Consider the following 19,148-nt stretch of genomic DNA (forward strand, 5'->3'; position numbering starts at 1 on the left):
TGCAGTGTTGCGCGCCCTCCGCCGTCGTGACCTGCTATTGCTGATGAACGCTGATGACACGCCCGGGTCACGGCGCGTCGCGGGGCTCGTGGGCTGGAAACAGGGTCGGCACGGCGCTTGCGGGTTGTCCACATATGGTGGCCGTACCATTTTGCGGCCTGGATCTCGAATCCACCATGGCTCAATGGATCTCAACACATATTTACGGCATCGAGGCGGCGCTGCGAAGCGAAGTCAGCTGCTGGCCGCCGGATTCCAGCGACCGGAGCTTGAGGCTGCGCTGGCAAGCGGTCTGCTGTTCCGGCCGTTGAGGGGTGTCTACGCGATTTCGAGCGCGGACGACGGCGTCATGGCGGCTTTTCGTTCGAACGGCCGGCTCACGTGCATCTCCGCCGCCCCGTTCTACAACCTCTGGACTCTGTACGCGGCCAGGGCCGTGCACCTGAGCTGCGGGAACGGCATTCCGAAGCCCGGAGTGGTGGACCATTCACCCTGCGTCCACCCACGGCACCCGTCCCTACCTGTGGCAGGCTTGGCCGACGTGCTCATTCACGCCTTGCGCTGCTTGCCGGAGCTGGAATCGCTCGTCATGGTGCAGTCCGCAGTGTGTCGGGGGCTGATAACGGTCGAGTTCCTGAGGAGGAAGCTGCCGGGGAAACGGAACGGCAGGGCCAGGGCCGTGCTGGACCTACTGATTCCCAGGGCGGACTCGTTGCTGGAAATACTGGCGCACACGTATTTTGTCCGTGCAGGGCTCAGCGTACGTATGCACGTGGAACTGCCCGGGGTGGGCGTAGTCGACTTCCTTGTGGGCGACTGCCTGGTGGTGGAGCTGGACGGATCCACCCACTTTGAACCGCGGCAGATCAAGAAAGACCATCGCCGCAGCAGAGCCACCATGCTCGGAGGTCGGTTGACGCTCCGCTACTACTATGACGACGTGGTGCATCATCCCCAAGCCATGGTGGAGGAGATCCGCGCCATACTGCGGCTGCATGCAGACGGCACGTTCGCCCCGGCTTGGTGATCCCAGAACAACGGTCCGTTCCGCCTTCGTGACCCGGTTTACGGCTGTCTGTGGCCAGACACGCCGGCCGCATGGCGCGTCGCCGGGTTTCGGGCTCGAAACAGGGTCACGACGGCAGAGTTAAGCCGCGGCGGGACCCTAGTCCTCTTCGTCGTTGAAGGCCCACTCGAACATGTCGAAGACGAACTCCGAGAAGGTGCCTTCTTCGCTCTTCCACTGGCCGCGGGCGTTGTTGCGGCGGTACACAATGGGGTCCGGAACGCCGAGATCGCCCACGCGGAACCCCCAGGTGAACTGTTCTTCCTCGTCCTCGAGGAACATGAGGAAGCCTTCGTCATCAACTTCGAGTTCCTCGGGGTCCCAGAAGTAGTGGTAAGCCTCCATGAGGTCTTCGCAGCCGCCGAGGGCCAGGTAGAACTCCTTCAGGACCAGCGGGATCTGGAACTGGTGCTCGGCAAGCGCCTTGTCGAGCTCTTCTTCGGACAGCCCGTCCTCTTCCTGCCATTCGTCTTCGAGATACTTCGGAACAAGCGCGCGGAACTTCTCGAGGAACATGTCAGTCATGGTTCATATCCTAGCTAATCCCGGCCACCGTTTTCCGCAGTCCCCAGCCCCAGCCGGTGCCACCCCCGGACGGCCAGCGGAACGTACCAGGACCGGCGCCAAGCAATGACCCGGAAGGCGAAGACGACGGCGGCCACGGCCGCCGCGCTGAACGCGTTAAACGATCCCGAAACCCACAGGATGGTGGTCAGCGCCGCTCCCGTGAACGCGGGCAGTGCGTAGAGGTCCTTCGGGTCGAAAAGCTGCGGCACCTCGTTGGCCGTGATGTCGCGCAGCAGGCCGCCGCCCACCGCCGTCGTGACCCCCAGCAGCACGGCCGTAACCGGGTTCATGCCAAAGCTCAGCGCCTTCAGCGTTCCGGTGATGCAGAACAAAGCCAGCCCGCCGGCGTCGAACAGGATGAGCAGCGAGGTGAAGCGCTGGACGCTCGAAAACAGGAAGTACACCAGCACAGTGGCGAGCAGCGGGGGAGCAAGGTAGGCCGGGTTGGTGAACGCCGCGGGCGGGCCGCTGTTGAGGATGATGTCGCGGATCACGCCGCCGCCCAGCGAGACGAGGGAGGCGAGGAGCAGGGAGCCAATGAGGTCGAATTGTTTCCGCGCCGCCAGGAGGGATCCTGAGACTGCGAAAAAGAAGACGCCGGCCAGATCCAGCCATACCAGAACGGAGTTGAATGAGAAGGTCATGGGGCGTCCCGGTCAATTGCAAGGGGCGGATAGGGCGGCTCCAACGTTACGCTAGCCCCTATGAATAGCCCCATCATGATCGCCTGTGCCCACGGAACGTCCAGCCCGCTGGGCGCCGCCGAGGTCAACGGTCTGCGTGCCGGGATCAGCGAGCTGCGCCCCGGCCTCGATGTCCGCGAAGCCTATGTTGACGTCCAGGACCCCGACCTGGTGGATGTCATGGCCGGGCTGCCGGAAGGCGAGCCGGCCGTCATCGTGCCGCTGCTGCTCAGCGTGGGCTTCCACACCAAAGTGGACATCGCCAAGGCGGCGCGTGGCCGGGAAGGCAGCACCGCGTCGGAACCCCTCGGACCGGACCCCAGGCTGGCGCAGATCCTCGACCAGCGTCTGCGCGAGGCCGGAGCCGCCGAACAGGACGCCGTGGTGCTGGCGGCTGCAGGTTCCACCAACCCCAAAGCCTCGGTCAGCGTTGAAGAGCTCGCCGAACACCTGAGGGCGCTGCGGGGCAACAGGATCGTCCCCGCTTACGGTGCGGCCGCCAAGCCGTCCGTGCCCGACGCCGTCGCCTCCCTCCGCGCCGAGTACCCGGGAGGGGAGGGCCAGGGACGCGTCATTATTGCCTCCTACCTGCTGGCGCACGGATTCTTCCACGACCAGCTGGCCAAGGCCGAAGCTGACATCGTCACGGAACCGCTGCTGCCGTCCCGGCTCATGGCCGAAATTGCCCTGGACCGCTACGACGCAGCAGTTGCTGCCGCGACGGAAGCCGTCGCGAAGGGCCACTGAAACCGGGCGCCGAAAAGCGTCGGACCATGCACAGCGCCCATCCTTCTTCAAGGCTCTCCGGCGATTCATGACGAAATGTTTCCCTAGGTGACCTCGCGTTTCTGACCCTTTGTGACGGCTTTCGGGTGGGACCTACAGTCGATGCATGACTGATACAGCTCTAGCCGGAGCGTCCGCGGACTCCGCTGCCGCCAAGCGACCTGCACGCGCCAACCGTCCGGCAGCGAAGCCGCACGGCCAGTGGAAGGTGGACGGCACCACCCCGCTCAACGCCAACGAAACCTGGAAGCAGGAAGACGACGGCCTCAACGTCCGCGAGCGTATCGAGACCATCTACTCCAAGGACGGGTTCGACTCCATCCCCGGCCAGGACCTGCACGGCCGTTTCCGCTGGTGGGGCCTCTACACCCAGCGCAAGCCCGGGATCGACGGCGGCAAGACCGCCACGCTTGAGCCGCACGAGCTCGAGGACAAATACTTCATGCTCCGCGTCCGGATCGACGGCGGTGCGCTCACCACCGAGCAGCTGCGCGTGATCGGCAACATCTCGGTGGACTTCGCCCGGGATTCCGCGGACCTCACAGACCGCCAGAACATCCAGCTGCACTGGATCCGCGTGGAGGACATCCCCGAGATCTGGACCCGGCTCGAAGGCGTGGGCCTGTCCACCACCGAAGCCTGCGGCGACGTGCCCCGCGTCATCCTCGGCTCGCCCGTGGCCGGCATCGCCAAGGACGAGATCATCGACCCCACCCCGCTCATCGCCGAGCTGGGGGAGCGCTTCATCGGCAACCCGCTGCTGTCCAACCTGCCGCGCAAGTACAAGACCGCCATCACCGGCCACCCCAGCCAGGACGTGGTGCACGAGATCAACGACTTCGCCCTGGTAGGCGTCAAGCACCCTGAACTAGGCATCGGCTACGACCTCTGGGCCGGCGGCGCACTGTCCACCAACCCCATGCTCGGCAAGCGCCTCGGTGCTTTTGTTACGCCCGAGCAGGCAGCCGACGTGTGGCTCGGCGTCACCAGCATCTTCCGCGACTACGGTTACCGCCGCATGCGCACCAAGGCGCGCCTGAAGTTCCTGATGGCCGACTGGGGACCCGAAAAGTTCCGCCAGATCCTCGAGGACGAATACCTCGGCTACAAGCTGGCCGACGGCCCCGCCGCACCCAAGCCCTCCACCCCTGGCGACCACGTGGGCGTGCACGAACAGAAGGACGGCAAGTTCTTCATCGGCGCCACCCCCATTGCCGGCCGGCTCTCCGGCTCGCAGCTGGTGAAGCTCGCGGACACCCTCGAGGCCCGCGGATCGCGTCGCCTGCGCACCACCCCGCACCAGAAGCTGGTTGTCCTGGACGTCCCCAAGGACGAGGTTGAACCGCTGGTTGCGGAGCTCGACGCCCTGGGCCTCTCCGCCCGTCCGTCCGTGTTCCGCCGCGGCACCATCGCCTGCACCGGCATCGAATACTGCAAGCTGGCCATCGTGGAAACCAAGATGACCGCCGCAACCGCCGTGGCAGAGCTTGAGCGCCGCCTCGCCGACCTGGCCGAAAGCGGCCAGCTGCCCCACGCCCTGTCACTGCACATCAACGGCTGCCCCAACTCCTGCGCCCGCATCCAGACCGCGGACATCGGACTCAAGGGCATGATGCTGCCAACGCCCGACGGCGACCCCAGCCCCGGCTTCCAGGTCCACCTGGGCGGCGGGCTGGCTTCCAACAGCCGCGAAGAAGCCGGCCTCGGACGCACCGTCCGCGGCCTCAAGGTCTACGTCGACGACCTGCCGGACTACGTTGAGCGCGTCGTCCGGAAGTTCGTGGCCGAGCACGCCGAAGGCCAGACCTTCGCCGAGTGGGCCCACGCAGCAGACGAGGAGGCACTTCAGTAATGGCAAAACACCTGGCACCCGCACCCGCCCTCCGCAGCCACGACGAACTCAAGGCCCTGGCCGAGGCCGGCGCCGCCGAGCTCGGCTGGGACGCCCCGGCCCGGGACGTCATCGCCTGGGTGGCCCGGAACTTCGACCTGCCCGCCGTGGCCGTGGCCTGCTCCATGGCCGACGCCGTCCTTCCGGCGCTGGTCGCCGACCAGCTTCCCGGCGTCGACGTCCTGTTCCTGGAGACCGGCTACCACTTCCCGGAAACCTACGCCACGCGCGACGAGGTGGCCGCAAACCTCCGCGTCAACGTGGTGGACGTCCTCCCGGAGAACACCGTGGAGCAACAGGACCGCCTGCTCGGCAAGGACCTCTTTGCCCGCGACGCCGCCCAGTGCTGCGCCCTCCGCAAGGTGGCTCCGCTGCGCCGCACCCTGGCTGGCTACGAGCTGTGGTTCACCGGCGTGCGCCGCGACGAAGCCCCCACCCGCACCAACACGCCTTTGATTACGTGGGACGAAGTGAACGGCCTGGTCAAGGTCAACCCGGTGGCGGCCTGGAGCTTCGACCAGCTGGTGCAGTACTCCGACGACAACCTCCTTCCCGTCAACCCGCTGCTTTCACAGGGCTACCCGTCCATTGGCTGCCAGCCTTGCACCCGCAAGGTAGCGCCCGGCGATGACCCCCGCGCCGGCCGCTGGGCAGGAACCGACAAGACAGAATGCGGACTACACGTATGAGCATCGAAACCACCAACGAGGACCTGGAGCTGTCTGTGCTGGAACTTGACGCTGATTCTCCGAAAGCGGCGCATCGCGCGAGCGAGGAACGAGCGAGTGTGTCTAAGCCGCGTGGAGAAGCAGCTTCAAGACTTTCCAGCCTGGACACCCTCGAGTCCGAGGCCATCCACATCATCCGCGAGGTCGTCGCCGAGTTCGAGAAGCCCGCGCTGCTGTTCTCCGGCGGCAAGGACTCCGTGGTGATGCTGCACCTGGCCACCAAGGCGTTCTGGCCGGGCAAGGTCCCTTTCCCCGTGCTGCACGTGGACACCGGCCACAACTTCCCCGAGGTCATCGACTTCCGGGACCGCACCGTTGAGCGCCTCGGCCTGAAGCTGGTTGTCGGCTCCGTCCAGGAATTCATCGACCGCGGCGAGCTGGCCGAGCGTGCCGACGGCACCCGCAACCCGCTGCAGACCGTCCCTCTGCTCGACGCCATCCAGTCCAACAAGTTCGACGCCGTCTTCGGCGGCGGCCGCCGTGACGAGGACAAGGCCCGCGCCAAGGAGCGCATCCTGAGCCTCCGCGACGAGTTCGGCCAGTGGGACCCCCGCAACCAGCGCCCCGAGCTGTGGAACCTGTACAACGGCCGCCACACCGTGGGCCAGCACGTCCGCGCCTTCCCCATCAGCAACTGGACCGAACTGGACGTGTGGCGCTACATCGAGCGCGAAAACATCGAGCTGCCCGGCCTGTACTATGCCCACGACCGCGAGGTCTTTGCCCGCGACGGGATGTGGCGCGCAGTGGGCGAGGTTTCCCAGCCCCGCCCCGATGAGGAAGTCATCACCAAGACCGTCCGTTACCGGACCGTTGGGGACATGTCCTGCACCGGCGCCGTTGAATCGGCAGCCGCCACGGTGCGCGACGTCGTGATTGAAGTTGCTGCCTCCACCATCACCGAACGTGGTGCCACCCGTGCGGATGACCGCATCTCCGAGGCCGCCATGGAAGACCGCAAGAAGGATGGCTATTTCTAATGAGCACTGAAATCGATACAGCCCGTGCGGCTGCCCTTCTTGACGAGGCGCCGCTCGCCTCCGCCTCGCTGTTCCGCTTCGCCACCGCCGGATCGGTCGACGACGGCAAGTCCACTCTCGTGGGCCGCCTCCTGCACGACTCCAAGGCAATCCTCGCCGACCAGCTCGAGTCCGTCGCCCGCACCTCAGCGGACCGCGGCTTCGGCGGACCCGGCGCAGCCGGTGTACAAGCGATCGACCTGGCACTGCTGACCGACGGCCTGCGTGCCGAGCGCGAGCAGGGCATCACCATCGACGTCGCCTACCGCTACTTCGCCACGGACCGCCGCAGCTTCATCCTGGCCGACTGCCCCGGCCACGTGCAGTACACCAAGAACACGGTGACCGGCGCGTCCACTGCGGACGCCGTCGTCGTACTCATCGACGCCCGCAAGGGTGTCCTGGAGCAGACCCGCCGCCACCTGTCCGTACTGCAGCTGCTGCGCGTGGCCCACGTGATCGTGGCCGTGAACAAGATCGACCTGGTGGACTTCAGCGAGAGCGTCTTCCGCGAGATCGAAGCCGACGTGCAGCAGGTGGGCCGCGAACTGGGCCTCGGCTCGGATGGGATCACCGACCTGCTGGTGGTTCCGGTTTCCGCGCTCGACGGCGACAACGTGGTGGAGCGCTCCGAGCGCACCCCCTGGTACACCGGCCCGGCCCTGCTCGAGGTGCTCGAGACCCTGCCTGCGGCGGACGAACTGGAAAGCCACCTGGAGAGCTTCCGCTTCCCGGTCCAGCTGGTTATCCGGCCGCAGGGTGCGCTGGCTCCCGACGCTGTTGCCGGCGGACTGGACGTCGAACAGTACCGCGACTACCGCGCATACGCCGGGCAGATCACCGAAGGTTCGGTCAAGGTGGGGGACAAGGTCAGCGTGCTGACTCCCGGCCAGGCACCGCGCACCACCACGGTGACGGGCATCGACTTCGCCGGCGCTTCACTGGAAGAAGCCGTGGCCCCGCAGTCCGTGGCGATCCGCCTGGCAGACGAGTTCGACGTCGCCCGCGGTGACACGATCGCCGCCGCCGGCACCGTCCGTGAAGCCTCGGCCGACCTGTACGCCGCGCTGTGCTGGCTGTCCCCGAAGCCGCTCCGCGAGGGCGCCAAGGTTCTGGTCAAGCACGGCACCCGCACGGTGCAGGCACTGGTCCGCAGCGTCAGCGGCAAACTGGACCTCGCCACGTTCAAGCTTGAGGGCGCCTCCAGCCTGGAACTCAACGACATCGGCCACGCGCAGCTCCGGCTCGCCGCGCCGCTGCCGCTGGAGAACTACCTGCACCACCGCCGCACCGGTGCGTTCCTGGTGATCGACCCGCTGGACGGCAACACGCTGGCTGCCGGCCTGGTCAACGACCACCCGGGCGACCACGAGGACGAGCGCTACTCGATCTGATCCAGGGTCTTTCCAAGCCCGGCCTGAAACCGTAGCTTGTTCGCAGAACCGAACCTTCACCGGACGGATCCGCGAACAAGCTGCGGTTTCGTCGTTTCCGGTCCTTGTCAGCGGGAGGCCGCCCATGGAAACCATTAACAGCAGGCTCCTCAATTGGGCCTCGATCCTGGACGAGAAGACCCGCGAGCAGGCGCTGGCCACCGCCAAGCTGCCCTTCATTTATCCGCATCTGGCGCTGATGCCGGACGCCCACCTGGGGAAGGGCGCAACCGTGGGCTCGGTGATTCCCACGGTTGGCGCGATCATTCCGGCCGCCGTCGGCGTCGACATTGGCTGCGGCATGATCGCCGTGCGGACCCAGTATTCGTTGAAGGACCTGCCGAAGGACCGGAAAGGGCTGCGCGAGGACATCGAAGGGGCCATTCCGCTGTCCGCGGGCCACAACAACCGGAAGGTCGTTGCGACGGCGGAGCCCCGGATCGGCGAGCTCAAGAACCTGGCGGCCAAGTCCGGCTTCAACCCTGCCCAGTACCTCGCAAAGTGGGAGCTGCAGCTGGGCTCGCTGGGATCGGGCAACCACTTCATCGAGGTATGCGCCGACGAGAACGACGACGTCTGGCTGTTCCTGCATTCGGGTTCCCGCGGCGTCGGCAACAAGATCGCGCAGCACCACATCGGCGTCGCGCAGCACATGACCCGGAAGAAGCAGGTCCGGCTGCCCGACCCGGACCTCGCGTACCTGGAGGAAGGCACGCCGGAGTTCAGCCGGTATATTGCGGAGCTGCGATGGGCCCAGCAGTTCGCCCTGCTGAACCGCGAGGAAATGATGGACCGGGTGATCACGCAGTTCCGCAACTGGGTGGGCGGGCCGGTCCGGGAACGTGAGCGGATCAACTGCCACCACAACTTCACCCAGCAGGAGACGCATTACGGCAAGTCCGTCTGGGTGTCCCGGAAAGGGGCGATCAAGGCCGAGCACGGCGATCCCGGACTCATCCCAGGGTCCATGGGGACGGCGTCGTACGTGGTGGAGGGGCTGGGCAACCAGGCGTCCCTCAATTCCTCTCCCCACGGCGCGGGCCGCGAGTACTCACGGACAGCGGCGCGCAAGGCGTTCACGCTGGCCGAGCTGAAAAAGGCCATGCAAGGGATTGAATTCCGTGCCACCGAGGCTTTCATTGACGAGATCCCCGCGGCGTACAAGCCCATTGACGTGGTGATGCGCGATGCACAGGACCTGGTGAGGATCCGCCACACCCTGCGGCAGCTGATCAACGTCAAAGGAGACTGAACATTGGCCGTCCAGAGCAGAGGGACAGGGGCTTCCTGCGTCCGATCGCGGCTTACTGGGCGCGACAGTAGCTGAAACCTGCGCCCTTGGATACTCTGCTTGATAGATGCGCTGCGCGGTGATCTGAGGGGGAACGGTTGGAAGATCATGAGTCAGTTGTTGCCAGCTCCCTGGAGCAGTACAGTGCACTGCTGCCCCGGCTGAATCAGGCCTCGGAAGCAATAGAGCACGCCATCCGCGCCCGGCTCCGGGATGACGGCCTCAATCACCACACCGTGCAGGCCCGCGTCAAGGATCCCGGCTCGGTCAAGGGAAAGCTGGACCGGCTCACTGCGGACGGCAGATTCAAGTATCAGCGCGGCCTCGAGCAGCTCGACGACCTCATCGGCGTCCGCGTGATCATGTTCCTGGAACCCGACATTGCGGACGTTGCAACGGCCCTGAAGGGACAGTTCAACTGCCGCGAGGACGACGACAAGACGAGCTCTCAGCGGCGGAGCGGCCAGATCGGCTATGCCGGCCGGCACCTGATCCTCGAGGTCCCTGCCGAGAATGTTCCCGTGGGTTGCCAGACGTTCATAGGGGAGCGCTTCGAGGTCCAGATCCGGACCGTACTGCAGCACGCCTGGGCCGCCTTCGAACATGACATCCGCTACAAGGGCCGGGCCGAGGCCAACGCGGAAGTGGACCGCGCGTTCACCATGGCGTCAACCCTGATCGAACTCGCGGATGCCCAGTTCTCGGCCATCAACGACATCGTCAAACGCCGCCAGGCCGAGAGCACCGCCGAGTTTGCAGCGGACCCGGAGGCTACCGAACTCACCGGAGACATCCTCCAGGACATGCTGGCGCGGCTGCTTTCCGAGCACCCCAGGAGCCAGGCGCGGCAGTACGGCTGGCTGGGGGACCTGCTGGCGGCCAACGGCGTGCGGACCGTGGCTGACGCCGAGGAACTCTTCGGCGCCGCCGACTGGTCCGCCGTGGCCAAAAGGATGGATTACAAGTTTCCCGCCGGCCACGTCCGGATTGCCGACGACTTCCTGCTGAAGACGTGGGGCGTGGACTACATCGTCCGCACGAAGTCCCTGGGCGATGACCCCAAACGGGAGTCGAAGCTGACGTACCGGCTGGAGCGCATGCAGGACTGAACGCTTCCTGGTCCGGTGCCCGAGTTGCGGGGCGCCGGGCGCGGGGACCCGGCGCCGAACGCGAGGGCGCCGGCGTCAGGTGCCGGGACGCCGGTACTTGATCTGCTCGGCTTTGTGCAGGGCTTCGATTGTTTCGTCGACAGTCAGGAGCACTGTCGTGTCGAACGAGCTCAACGCGCCGCCTCCGCTGATCGCCAGGGCAACCGCGGCCATGGACACATTGTCCGGCGCCTCCCACAAGTTGAAGCCGTCGTGGGAGCCGAACGCGTACCAGAAGCCGTGGAGTTTACCGCCGACGGATTCGATGTAGGTCTGGGCTGCCTGCCTGCGGTCCTCGGGGTTGCTGATCAGTTTCGCCCAGGTCTCCGGTGTGTAGCTGAACTTCGACAGATAGAGCGGCATCGTCTGGTCCTTTCGTTTCCTGCACCGGTGGCGCCGGTGGTGCCGATCCAGCAAGAGTGGCAGTCTCCGGCCGGAGCGGCAATGCCCCGCGCCTTGTTCCGGTGGGAATGGCCTTGCCCCGTGTTGCGCGAATATGACGTTGCATGAACGCGCGTGACCCCCGGTTTCCAAGTCATTGAACCTCGTTTATGACACTCCCTATGGTGAAACAATGACAAGTCCCCAGCCCGGAATGACCCGCATCGTGGCAGGAGAGAGCAACAAACCGAAGCGCAGGCGCGCCGTCGAGGTTTTGGTTGCCCTCGGCCTGGTGCTGCTCATCGCTGCCGGTGCCGTGGTGGCGTCAACCCTTTCCCGTAATACCGAAGCCCAGGCCGCCGCTCCCAGTCCCGCGGCGGAACTCAAACTCGGCTTCTTTGGCAACGTCACCCATGCCCCTGCCTTGGTGGGGGTCAAGGAGGGTTTCATCGCCAAGAGCCTGGGTGGGACGAAGTTGAGCACGCAGGTGTTCAACGCCGGTCCGGCCGCGATCGAGGCGCTGAACGCCGGCGCGATCGATGCGACCTATATCGGCCCGAACCCGGCGATTAACTCGTTCGTGAAGAGCCAGGGCGAGTCGGTCAGCATCATCGCCGGGGCCGCGGCGGGCGGGGCGCAGCTGGTGGTCAAGCCCGAGATTGCTGCCGCGGCGGATCTGAAGGGCAAGACCCTGTCCACGCCGCAGCTGGGCGGGACCCAGGATGTGGCGTTGCGGGCGTGGCTGGCCGGGCAGGGCTACAAGACCAATCCCGACGGCAGCGGCGATGTGGCCATTAATCCGACCGAGAACGCGCAGACTTTGAAGCTGTTCCAGGACGGCAAGCTCGACGGCGCGTGGCTGCCTGAGCCGTGGGCCTCCCGCCTGGTTTTGCAGGCCGGGGCGAAGGTGCTGGTGGATGAGAAGGACCTGTGGGACGGTTCGCTGACCGGCAAGCCGGGCGAGTTCCCCACCACCATCCTGATCGTGAACAAGAAGTTCGCCGCTGAACATCCGGACACCGTCAAGGCACTCCTGAAGGGCCACGCCGAGTCCGTGGCCTGGCTCAACGACACACCGGCCGCGGAAAAGGCCAGCGTGCTGAACGCGGCGCTGAAGGAATACGGCAGCGCAGAGCTCCCGCCGGATGTCATCGACCGGTCCCTGAAGAACATCGTTTTCACGGTGGACCCCCTGGCTGGATCCTACGAGAAGCTGCTGCAGGACGGCGTGGACGCCGGCACCACCAAGCAGGCGGACATCAACGGCATCTTCGACCTCACTGCCCTGAACAGCGTCACCGCCGCAACCGGCGGAGACAAGGTCAGCGCCGCCGGCCTCGGCAACGACTAAGCCAGGCAAAGACTGACCACGAGCACCACCCCAACGCACCACCTCCAGCCCCATCAACGTAAGGACAGGACCATGCCAGTCGTACTGGAAAACCTGGGCAAACGCTTCGGCGACGGCGCCCCGGTGCTGGACGACGTCAACGCCAGCATCGCCCAAGGCGAGTTCGTCGCCCTCCTCGGCGCTTCCGGCTGCGGCAAGTCAACCCTGCTGAACATCATGGCGGGACTGGAACTGCCGACGTCGGGCGCCCTTGAGGTCCCCAGCGACGGTGCAGCCTTCATGTTCCAGGACGCCGCCCTCTTCCCGTGGCTGACGGCCCGGGAGAACATCGAACTCGCGCTGAAGCTGCGCGGCGTAGGCAAGGCCGAACGGCGCACCAAGGCCAACGAGCTCCTGGACCTGGTGCACCTGGGCGGTGCCGGCGACAAGCGCCCGCACGAGCTCTCCGGCGGCATGCGCCAGCGCGTCTCGCTGGCCCGCTCGCTGGCCCAGGACCGGCAGCTGCTCCTGATGGACGAGCCGTTCGCCGCCCTTGACGCCATCACCCGCGACCTCCTCCACGACGAACTGGAACGGATCTGGAAGGAAACCGGCCGCACCATCGTTTTTGTGACGCACAACGTGCGCGAAGCCGTCCGGCTGGGCCAGCGCGTGCTGCTGCTGTCCTCACGCCCCGGCCGCGTGGTCCAGGAATGGGACGTCACAGAGGAACACCGAACCGACGCCGGACTTGCCGGACAGCTGACCGGGGTCATCACCGCCCGGCTGCGAGAGGAGATCCGCCGCCATGCCAAATAACCCGACACCCCTGGCCGAAGAGAACCTGGTGGTCGAGCCCGAGGCCGGGACTTTGACAGCTTCAATCACCGAGCCCGAGACCCGCAAAGTGCACGCGGCGCTGACCCGGTCCTCCACCGGCAACGAGGACCTGCGCGAGCTCGAATCCGGGCTGGATTCGCTGCAGTCCGACGCCGCCCGCGCGGCGCGCATCGACTGGAGCCGCATCCTGCTCCCGGTGGGGGCACTCGTGGTGCTGATCCTCGTCTGGCAGTTCTATGTTTCGCTGGGCCTCAAGCGTAGGGACCTGGTGCCCGGTCCGCTCGACGTCCTGGGTCAGTTCGGCACGCTCTGGGCCGAGGGATCGCTGCAGGAAGCTGTCTGGACCTCGCTGCAGCGCGGGCTGGTGGGCTTCCTGATCAGCGTGGCCATCGCTACTCCCATCGGACTCCTGCTGGCACAGGTGGCCCCGCTGCGCCGCGCCTTCGGCCCGCTCATCTCCGGACTGCAGGTACTGCCCTCCGTGGCCTGGGTGCCGGCAGCCATCATCTGGTTCGGCCTCACGGACGCCACGGTGTACTTCGTGGTGTTCATGGGCGCCATCCCGTCCATCATCAACGGCCTGATCTCCGGCGTGGACCAGATCCCGCCGCAGTACCGCAGCGTCGGCACGGTCCTAGGCGCGAACCGGCTGCAGATGGCCATCCAAATCGTCCTGCCCGCGGCCCTTCCCGGCTACCTGAGCGGCCTGAAGCAGGGGTGGGCCTTCTCCTGGCGGTCGCTCATGGCTGCGGAAATCATCGCGGTGGGCGGCACCATCGGCTTCGGCCTCGGCTCCATGCTGAACCAGGGCCGCGACCTCGCTGACATGACGATCGTGATGTCCGCCATCCTGCTGATCCTCGCGGTGGGCATCCTGATCGAACTGCTCGTGTTCGCGCCGATTGAAAAGCGCCTCCTGCGCCGCCGCGGCCTCCTCGCGGGCAGCACCCGCTAGGGTTCCGGCTGCCTGCCAGCCACAGCAACAACGCAAGAGCAGAGCCCGACGGCGAGTCCCGCCGTCGGGCTCTGCTGTTTGTTCCTGCTGTTGGTTCCCGCGGCCCAAATGGGGCACTTCGGCACGGACACGCCGCCTGCTGACCCCGTGCGCGGGCGAATCGGCTTCAATGTGCCCCACGACGGCCGCGAAGACGCCCCACGACGGTTCCGAACGCGCCACGCCGGACGGGGGAGTCTGGCAGACTGGCGCCATGACCGTCAGCTTTGTGTGCCGCACGGAATCCCGTCTGTCCCGGGAACAGCTGTTTGACCTCGCGCGCAGCATCGACGCGCACATGGACTCGCAGGCTGACGCGGGGGAGCGGGCCGTGGCGGGCGTGACGACGGGCCTGATCGGCGTCGGGCAGGAAGTGACCTGGCGGGCACGCCACTTCGGGCTGCCACTGCGGATGACCAGCCGCATTACGGCGATGGATTTTCCGGAGCGCTTTGTGGACGAGCAGGTCCGCGGGCCGTTCAAGGCCTTCCGGCACGTCCACGAGTTCGAAGCGACAGGCAACGGAAGCCTCATGACGGACCGCGTGGAATTCACGGCGCCCTTCGGGCCGGCGGGCCGGATCGTGGAGAGGCTCGTGCTGCGCCGGTACCTGGAACGGCTGATCGCCGAGCGCGGGCTGTACCTTGCCGGCAGGTAACGGAGGCCCTGATTCTATGTGACGCAGCGTTACCTTACGTGAACTGGTGTTTCCGCGCCGTTGTTCCGGTATATGACGCGGCTCTACCGTTGATCCATGGCAATTCAGGACATTTACCCCACGGCACTGCGCCTGCTGGGCCGCCCCGTACTGGTGGTGGGCGGCGGGCCGGTGGCCACGCGCCGCGCCAAAGGGCTGCTCGACGCCGGTGCCCGGGTAACCGTGGTTGCCCCCGCTGCCTCCGCGGGACTTGAGGAACTGGCCGACGCCGGCCTTCTCACCTGGGAGCAGCGCCCCTACCGCTCGTCCGACGTCGACGGCGTCTGGTTCGTTCAGACCGCCACCGGCGATCCCGCCGTGGATTCCCGCGTTTCGGCCGACGCCGAGGCGCAGCGCGTCTGGTGCGTCAACGCCTCCGACCACGAAGCTTCGGCCGCCTGGACCCCCGCGGTCGCCGTGGTGGACGACGTGCAGATCGCCGTGAACGCCGGGGGAGACCCGCGCCGCGCCATGGCCCTTCGCGACGCCGTCGCCACCGCGCTGGAAACCGGGGACCTCCCGCTGCGCCGCCGCCGTATTTCGAAGGACCGCGCCGCTACCGGTTCCGTAGCCCTCGTCGGCGGCGGACCCGGCGACACCGGGCTCATCACCGTCCGCGGCCGCCGCCTTCTGGGCCAGGCCGACGTGGTGGTGGCAGACCGCCTCGGCCCCCGCGAACTGCTCAACGAACTGGCCCCCGACGTCCGCGTAATCGAGGTCGGTAAGACCCCCGGCCACCATCCCGTACCGCAGGCGGAGATCAACCGGATCCTCGTCGACGAAGCCCTCAAGGGCCACCGGGTGGTCCGGCTCAAGGGCGGGGACCCGTACGTCCTGGGCCGCGGCGGCGAGGAAGCCGAATTCTGCCGCCAGCACGGCGTCGAGGTTGAAGTGGTCTCCGGCGTGACCTCAGCGATTTCCGTTCCTGCGGCGGCCGGCATCCCCGTGACGCACCGCGGACTGGCCAAAGGCTTCAGCGTGGTCACCGGCCACGAGGAACTCTCCGAGGTCCCGGCCCGCGCCGACCACACCATCGTGCTGCTCATGGGAGTGGGCCAGCTGCGCGAATCCGCCGCAGCCCTGGCCGGCGCCGGTTTGCCTCAGGACACTCCAGTTGGCATCGTTGAGAATGGCTATCTGCCCAACCAGCGCGTGACCATCGGCACTCTCGGTTCCATCGCTGACCAGGCCGAGGCCACCGGTGTCGCGAATCCCGCGGTGATCGTGATTGGCGACGTTGTCCGCGTCAGCCCGTTCGCGCCGTCGCACTTCAAGACCGCCGACTACAGCACCACCACCCCGAACAGCCCCCGCACCGCCCCGAGGACCACCCGCGTCCTCACCCCGTAAGCCCCCGTAGCCTCGTAAGTCCCCCGTAGCCCCGTAAGTCCCGTAGCCAAGTAACCCCCGTAGCCCCTTCCCGACTAAGTAGCAGTAAATGTCGTTTTGAGCCGTCATAACGACATCTGCTGCTACCCAGTTGGGCCAGTGACAGAAAAAGGAACACAGCCGTGTCAACTAGCACCACCGTAGGTTCTGCCGCCCGCCCGCTCCGGGTCGCCGTCGTGGGTTCCGGCCCCGCCGGCGTGTACGCCGCCGACATCCTAACCAAGAGTGAAGCCGTCAAGAGCGGCGAGCTGACCGTAAGCATCGACCTCTTTGACCGCTACCCGGCGCCCTACGGCCTGATCCGCTACGGCGTTGCCCCGGACCACCCGCGCATCAAGGGCATCGTCAACGCCCTGCACAAGGTCCTGGACCGCGGCGACATCCGCTTCTTCGGCAACGTGGACTACGGCACAGACCTCTCCATCGAGGACCTCCGCACCCACTACGACGCCGTCATCTTCGCCACCGGCGCCATCAAGGACGCGGACCTGAACATCCCGGGCATCGAACTCGAGGGCTCCTACGGCGGCGCCGACTTCGTCTCCTGGTACGACGGCCACCCCGACGTGTCCCGCGAATGGCCGCTGGACGCCAAGGAAATCGCGGTCATCGGCAACGGCAACGTGGCCCTGGACGTGGCCCGCATGCTCTCCAAGCACGCCGACGACCTCCTGGTCTCCGAAATCCCGGATAACGTCTACGCCGGCCTGAAGTCCTCGCCTGTCACCGATGTGCACGTCTTCGGCCGCCGCGGCCCGGCCCAGGTGAAGTTCACCCCGCTGGAACTGCGCGAGCTGGCCCACTCGAAGGACGTGGACATCGTCCTGTACCCGGAGGACTTCGAGTTCGACGAGGAATCCGACCGCCAGGTCCAGAGCAACAACCAGACCAAGACCATGGTCGGCACGCTCACCAACTGGATCGCCGAGCAGCCGGAGGACGTCTCCGAGCTCAAGGCGTCCCGCCGCCTGCACCTGCACTTCCTGCACAGCCCGGTTGAAATTTACGACGACGCCGAGACCCCCGGCCGCGTTGCCGGCATGAAGTTTGAGCGCACCGAGCTGGACGGCACGGGCAACGCCCGCGGCACCGGCGAGTTCGTGGACTACCCGGTGCAGGCCGTTTACCGCGCGATCGGCTACTTCGGTTCCGCCCTCCCGGAGGTCGAGTTCGACCACAAGAAGGGTGTAGTACCGAACGACGGCGGCCGCGTACTGGACGCTTCCGGCAGCCACGTCCCGGGCATCTACGCCACGGGCTGGATCAAGCGCGGCCCGGTGGGCCTCATCGGCCACACCAAGGGTGACGCCCTCGAAACCGTGACCTACCTGCTCGAAGACCGCGCGAACCTGCCGCTGGCCGCGTCGCCGGCGCCGGACGCCGTCGTCGAACTGCTGGAGAACCGCGGCGTGCAGTACACCAGCTGGGAAGGCTGGCTGGCCCTGGACGCCCACGAGCGCGCCCTCGGCGAGAAGGCCACCGAGACCGGTTCGCACGGTGTTGAGGTTGCCCGTGAGCGCGTCAAGGTTGTCCCGCGTGAAGACATGGTTTCCATTTCCCGCGACGGAGTAGCCGCGCAGGTCTAGTTTCTTCACTGCTCACGCGGGGTCGCCCGGCGCCCGGTCCGTCAGGACTGAGCGCCGGGCGGCCCCGTGTTCGTGGTGTGGTGGGAGGGCCTAGTTGCCGGCACCGCCCGAGGCCATCAGCTCCAGCCGGTTCAGCGTTTCGGTGTTCCGGACCGAAATGAGCGGGTCCCGGATGAACTTGGGGATGAGCAGGCCCGGGCCCTTGATGGCGTCCTCGGCGATGGACACCTTGCACCCGGTTTCCGCCGGCTCCAGGGTGACCACCACCTTTGCTTCTCCCAACGGCCAGCCCCGGGCAATCAGCTCGATGGATTTCTCCGGGTCCGACGCCTTTACCGTGGTTTTGTCGTTGATCAGCAGCGGCCACGCACCGACCGAGTGGTGCAGCACCGCGTCGGCAGCCGGCCACAATGCGTCCACGTCCCTGATCCTGGACGCACCCACAACCCACCCGGAGTAGAGCCAGCCGTCTGCGATCACCTTCCAGACGTCGGCCGGCGGGGTGAGGAACACCTTGGAAACGGTAGCCATCTCAGTTCTCGCTTTCTTCTTGGGTACTCCGGACTGCGCCACTCTCGACTGGGTCACTCTGGATTGCGCGACGGCATAGGAACGCTCCCGCAGCCGCCGAGTCCAGGCGTATGTTTCCGCGCCGGGAAGCACGTTCCGTATGGGGTCGAACCGGGACTCCGTGTCTCTGGGGCCGGGTTCTGCCTCCAGTGTCACCGTGCCGAACCGCCGCCACGAGCCGCCGGGATTGGCGAAGCTCAGGGCCAGCACCCACTCTCCGCCTGAAAGCGAGCGTTCCAGCTGACCTTCCGTGACGGCGGAGCGGGCGCCCTCAGGTGTCCGCACGGTCTTCAGTGCCAGCAGGACGGGGCCGCGCGCACCGCGGTACGGAAACAGCGTGGTGAAGGCGGCCCTGCTGAGGTTCCGGTGGGGGAGCAGCAGAAACCGTCCCGGAACGGACAGGCCTGTGGTGGCGAACAGAAGGTCGGCGGGACGTCCGCCGTCGGGCAACCGTAATGCAAGTCCGAGGACGTCCGGGAAGGGGGCAGGAAGTCCCAGCGAGCGTGAGAACCTGGCCAAAACGGTGTAACGGCCTGGATTGTCGATCCAGCCGATGCCACTTTCTTCCGAGGACACGTGTTCCTTTTCGGCTGGGTATCCGGTCTGAACCACACCCCTGAGCGAAACGCCGCGGGGGTGGATGGGCCGCTCCGGCCGGACAGTTTTCAGCAACCGGAAGACCACCCCGAAAGCGGCACCTGCGAGGCTGCTTGGATGAAGTGTCATGAGCCCCCTTCGGTAGTTCGCTT

The 19,148-nt window shown here is 66.5% G+C and carries 18 protein-coding genes; 14 read left to right on the plus strand and 4 right to left on the minus strand.

Features of this window, described 5'->3' with window-relative positions; all coding sequences use genetic code 11:
* Positions 1 to 184 precede the first annotated feature (184 nt).
* The gene (locus J2805_RS04175; RefSeq protein WP_309969652.1) at positions 185 to 1,027 is read left to right on the plus strand and encodes an endonuclease domain-containing protein; all 843 of its coding nucleotides are present in this window, start codon (positions 185 to 187) and stop codon (positions 1,025 to 1,027) included.
* A 138-nt stretch (positions 1,028 to 1,165) separates the two neighbouring features.
* On the opposite strand, the gene J2805_RS04180 is transcribed toward J2805_RS04175, so the two are convergent.
* Together J2805_RS04180 and J2805_RS04185 are read right to left on the minus strand one after the other, a co-directional pair.
* The gene (locus J2805_RS04180; RefSeq protein WP_309969655.1) at positions 1,166 to 1,591 is read right to left on the minus strand and encodes a hypothetical protein; all 426 of its coding nucleotides are present in this window, start codon (positions 1,589 to 1,591) and stop codon (positions 1,166 to 1,168) included.
* A 14-nt stretch (positions 1,592 to 1,605) separates the two neighbouring features.
* Positions 1,606 to 2,277, minus strand: coding sequence for a trimeric intracellular cation channel family protein (locus J2805_RS04185; RefSeq protein WP_309969657.1), 672 nt, complete (start codon positions 2,275 to 2,277; stop codon positions 1,606 to 1,608).
* A 60-nt stretch (positions 2,278 to 2,337) separates the two neighbouring features.
* On the opposite strand from J2805_RS04185, the gene J2805_RS04190 reads away from it, so the two are divergent.
* From J2805_RS04190 to J2805_RS04220, 7 genes are all read left to right on the plus strand, one after another.
* Positions 2,338 to 3,063, plus strand: coding sequence for a sirohydrochlorin chelatase (locus J2805_RS04190; RefSeq protein ID WP_309969660.1), 726 nt, complete (start codon positions 2,338 to 2,340; stop codon positions 3,061 to 3,063).
* A 145-nt stretch (positions 3,064 to 3,208) separates the two neighbouring features.
* Positions 3,209 to 4,954, plus strand: a complete 1,746-nt coding sequence (locus J2805_RS04195) for a nitrite/sulfite reductase (RefSeq protein WP_309969665.1) — start codon at positions 3,209 to 3,211, stop codon at positions 4,952 to 4,954.
* Positions 4,954 to 5,682, plus strand: a complete 729-nt coding sequence (locus tag J2805_RS04200) for a phosphoadenylyl-sulfate reductase (RefSeq protein WP_309969667.1) — start codon at positions 4,954 to 4,956, stop codon at positions 5,680 to 5,682. Before J2805_RS04195 ends, J2805_RS04200 begins: the two co-directional genes overlap by 1 nt.
* Positions 5,679 to 6,701, plus strand: coding sequence for a sulfate adenylyltransferase subunit CysD (gene cysD / locus J2805_RS04205; RefSeq protein ID WP_309969670.1), 1,023 nt, complete (start codon positions 5,679 to 5,681; stop codon positions 6,699 to 6,701). Before J2805_RS04200 ends, cysD begins: the two co-directional genes overlap by 4 nt.
* Positions 6,701 to 8,134 carry a sulfate adenylyltransferase subunit 1 gene (locus J2805_RS04210; RefSeq protein ID WP_309969673.1) on the plus strand — a complete coding sequence of 478 codons (1,434 nt, stop codon included), beginning with the start codon at positions 6,701 to 6,703 and terminating at the stop codon, positions 8,132 to 8,134. Before cysD ends, J2805_RS04210 begins: the two co-directional genes overlap by 1 nt.
* A 124-nt stretch (positions 8,135 to 8,258) precedes the next feature.
* Positions 8,259 to 9,425 (plus strand): RtcB family protein, encoded by a 1,167-nt coding sequence (locus J2805_RS04215; RefSeq protein WP_309969676.1) that lies wholly within the window; start codon positions 8,259 to 8,261, stop codon positions 9,423 to 9,425.
* A gap of 137 nt (positions 9,426 to 9,562) precedes the next feature.
* Complete coding sequence (locus J2805_RS04220) at positions 9,563 to 10,573, plus strand: GTP pyrophosphokinase (protein ID WP_309969677.1); 1,011 nt, start codon at positions 9,563 to 9,565, stop codon at positions 10,571 to 10,573.
* A 75-nt stretch (positions 10,574 to 10,648) separates the two neighbouring features.
* On the opposite strand, the gene J2805_RS04225 is transcribed toward J2805_RS04220, so the two are convergent.
* Positions 10,649 to 10,975 carry a GYD domain-containing protein gene (locus tag J2805_RS04225; RefSeq protein WP_309969681.1) on the minus strand — a complete coding sequence of 109 codons (327 nt, stop codon included), beginning with the start codon at positions 10,973 to 10,975 and terminating at the stop codon, positions 10,649 to 10,651.
* A gap of 211 nt (positions 10,976 to 11,186) precedes the next feature.
* Between J2805_RS04225 and J2805_RS04230 the strand changes: the two genes are divergently transcribed.
* From J2805_RS04230 to J2805_RS04255, 6 genes are all read left to right on the plus strand, one after another.
* Positions 11,187 to 12,344, plus strand: a complete 1,158-nt coding sequence (locus tag J2805_RS04230; RefSeq protein ID WP_309969685.1) for an ABC transporter substrate-binding protein — start codon at positions 11,187 to 11,189, stop codon at positions 12,342 to 12,344.
* A gap of 72 nt (positions 12,345 to 12,416) precedes the next feature.
* A complete protein-coding gene (locus tag J2805_RS04235) occupies positions 12,417 to 13,142 on the plus strand; it encodes an ABC transporter ATP-binding protein (RefSeq protein ID WP_309969688.1) in 726 nt (241 codons plus the stop codon).
* Positions 13,132 to 14,118 (plus strand): ABC transporter permease, encoded by a 987-nt coding sequence (locus tag J2805_RS04240; protein WP_309969692.1) that lies wholly within the window; start codon positions 13,132 to 13,134, stop codon positions 14,116 to 14,118. Before J2805_RS04235 ends, J2805_RS04240 begins: the two co-directional genes overlap by 11 nt.
* Before the next feature lie 253 nt (positions 14,119 to 14,371).
* Positions 14,372 to 14,815, plus strand: coding sequence for an SRPBCC family protein (locus J2805_RS04245; RefSeq protein WP_309970567.1), 444 nt, complete (start codon positions 14,372 to 14,374; stop codon positions 14,813 to 14,815).
* A 96-nt stretch (positions 14,816 to 14,911) separates the two neighbouring features.
* Positions 14,912 to 16,204: a uroporphyrinogen-III C-methyltransferase gene (gene cobA / locus J2805_RS04250; RefSeq protein WP_309969694.1), complete on the plus strand. Its 1,293-nt coding sequence runs from the start codon at positions 14,912 to 14,914 to the stop codon at positions 16,202 to 16,204.
* 161 nt (positions 16,205 to 16,365) lie between these two features.
* Entirely contained in the window at positions 16,366 to 17,829 is a 1,464-nt protein-coding gene (locus J2805_RS04255; protein WP_309969697.1) for an FAD-dependent oxidoreductase, read from the plus strand.
* A 90-nt stretch (positions 17,830 to 17,919) separates the two neighbouring features.
* Here the strand turns inward: J2805_RS04255 and J2805_RS04260 are convergent, their stop codons facing one another.
* The gene (locus J2805_RS04260) at positions 17,920 to 19,125 is read right to left on the minus strand and encodes an SRPBCC family protein (RefSeq protein WP_309969700.1); all 1,206 of its coding nucleotides are present in this window, start codon (positions 19,123 to 19,125) and stop codon (positions 17,920 to 17,922) included.
* Positions 19,126 to 19,148: the final 23 nt, after the last annotated feature.

Origin of the sequence: Arthrobacter oryzae, from assembly GCF_031454875.1 — a bacterium.
In the GTDB taxonomy this organism is placed as follows: domain Bacteria; phylum Actinomycetota; class Actinomycetes; order Actinomycetales; family Micrococcaceae; genus Arthrobacter; species Arthrobacter oryzae_D.

What these genes read in the sequence shown, in the direction of transcription:
- J2805_RS04175 (WP_309969652.1), top strand. Translation starts at nt 185, where the DNA reads ATGGATCTCAACACATATTTACGGCATCGAGGCGGCGCTGCGAAGCGA.
- J2805_RS04180 (WP_309969655.1), bottom strand. Translation starts at nt 1,591, where the DNA reads ATGACTGACATGTTCCTCGAGAAGTTCCGCGCGCTTGTTCCGAAGTAT.
- J2805_RS04185 (WP_309969657.1), bottom strand. Translation starts at nt 2,277, where the DNA reads ATGACCTTCTCATTCAACTCCGTTCTGGTATGGCTGGATCTGGCCGGC.
- J2805_RS04190 (WP_309969660.1), top strand. Translation starts at nt 2,338, where the DNA reads ATGAATAGCCCCATCATGATCGCCTGTGCCCACGGAACGTCCAGCCCG.
- J2805_RS04195 (WP_309969665.1), top strand. Translation starts at nt 3,209, where the DNA reads ATGACTGATACAGCTCTAGCCGGAGCGTCCGCGGACTCCGCTGCCGCC.
- J2805_RS04200 (WP_309969667.1), top strand. Translation starts at nt 4,954, where the DNA reads ATGGCAAAACACCTGGCACCCGCACCCGCCCTCCGCAGCCACGACGAA.
- cysD (WP_309969670.1), top strand. Translation starts at nt 5,679, where the DNA reads ATGAGCATCGAAACCACCAACGAGGACCTGGAGCTGTCTGTGCTGGAA.
- J2805_RS04210 (WP_309969673.1), top strand. Translation starts at nt 6,701, where the DNA reads ATGAGCACTGAAATCGATACAGCCCGTGCGGCTGCCCTTCTTGACGAG.
- J2805_RS04215 (WP_309969676.1), top strand. Translation starts at nt 8,259, where the DNA reads ATGGAAACCATTAACAGCAGGCTCCTCAATTGGGCCTCGATCCTGGAC.
- J2805_RS04225 (WP_309969681.1), bottom strand. Translation starts at nt 10,975, where the DNA reads ATGCCGCTCTATCTGTCGAAGTTCAGCTACACACCGGAGACCTGGGCG.
- J2805_RS04230 (WP_309969685.1), top strand. Translation starts at nt 11,187, where the DNA reads ATGACAAGTCCCCAGCCCGGAATGACCCGCATCGTGGCAGGAGAGAGC.
- J2805_RS04235 (WP_309969688.1), top strand. Translation starts at nt 12,417, where the DNA reads ATGCCAGTCGTACTGGAAAACCTGGGCAAACGCTTCGGCGACGGCGCC.
- J2805_RS04240 (WP_309969692.1), top strand. Translation starts at nt 13,132, where the DNA reads ATGCCAAATAACCCGACACCCCTGGCCGAAGAGAACCTGGTGGTCGAG.
- J2805_RS04245 (WP_309970567.1), top strand. Translation starts at nt 14,372, where the DNA reads ATGACCGTCAGCTTTGTGTGCCGCACGGAATCCCGTCTGTCCCGGGAA.
- cobA (WP_309969694.1), top strand. Translation starts at nt 14,912, where the DNA reads ATGGCAATTCAGGACATTTACCCCACGGCACTGCGCCTGCTGGGCCGC.
- J2805_RS04260 (WP_309969700.1), bottom strand. Translation starts at nt 19,125, where the DNA reads ATGACACTTCATCCAAGCAGCCTCGCAGGTGCCGCTTTCGGGGTGGTC.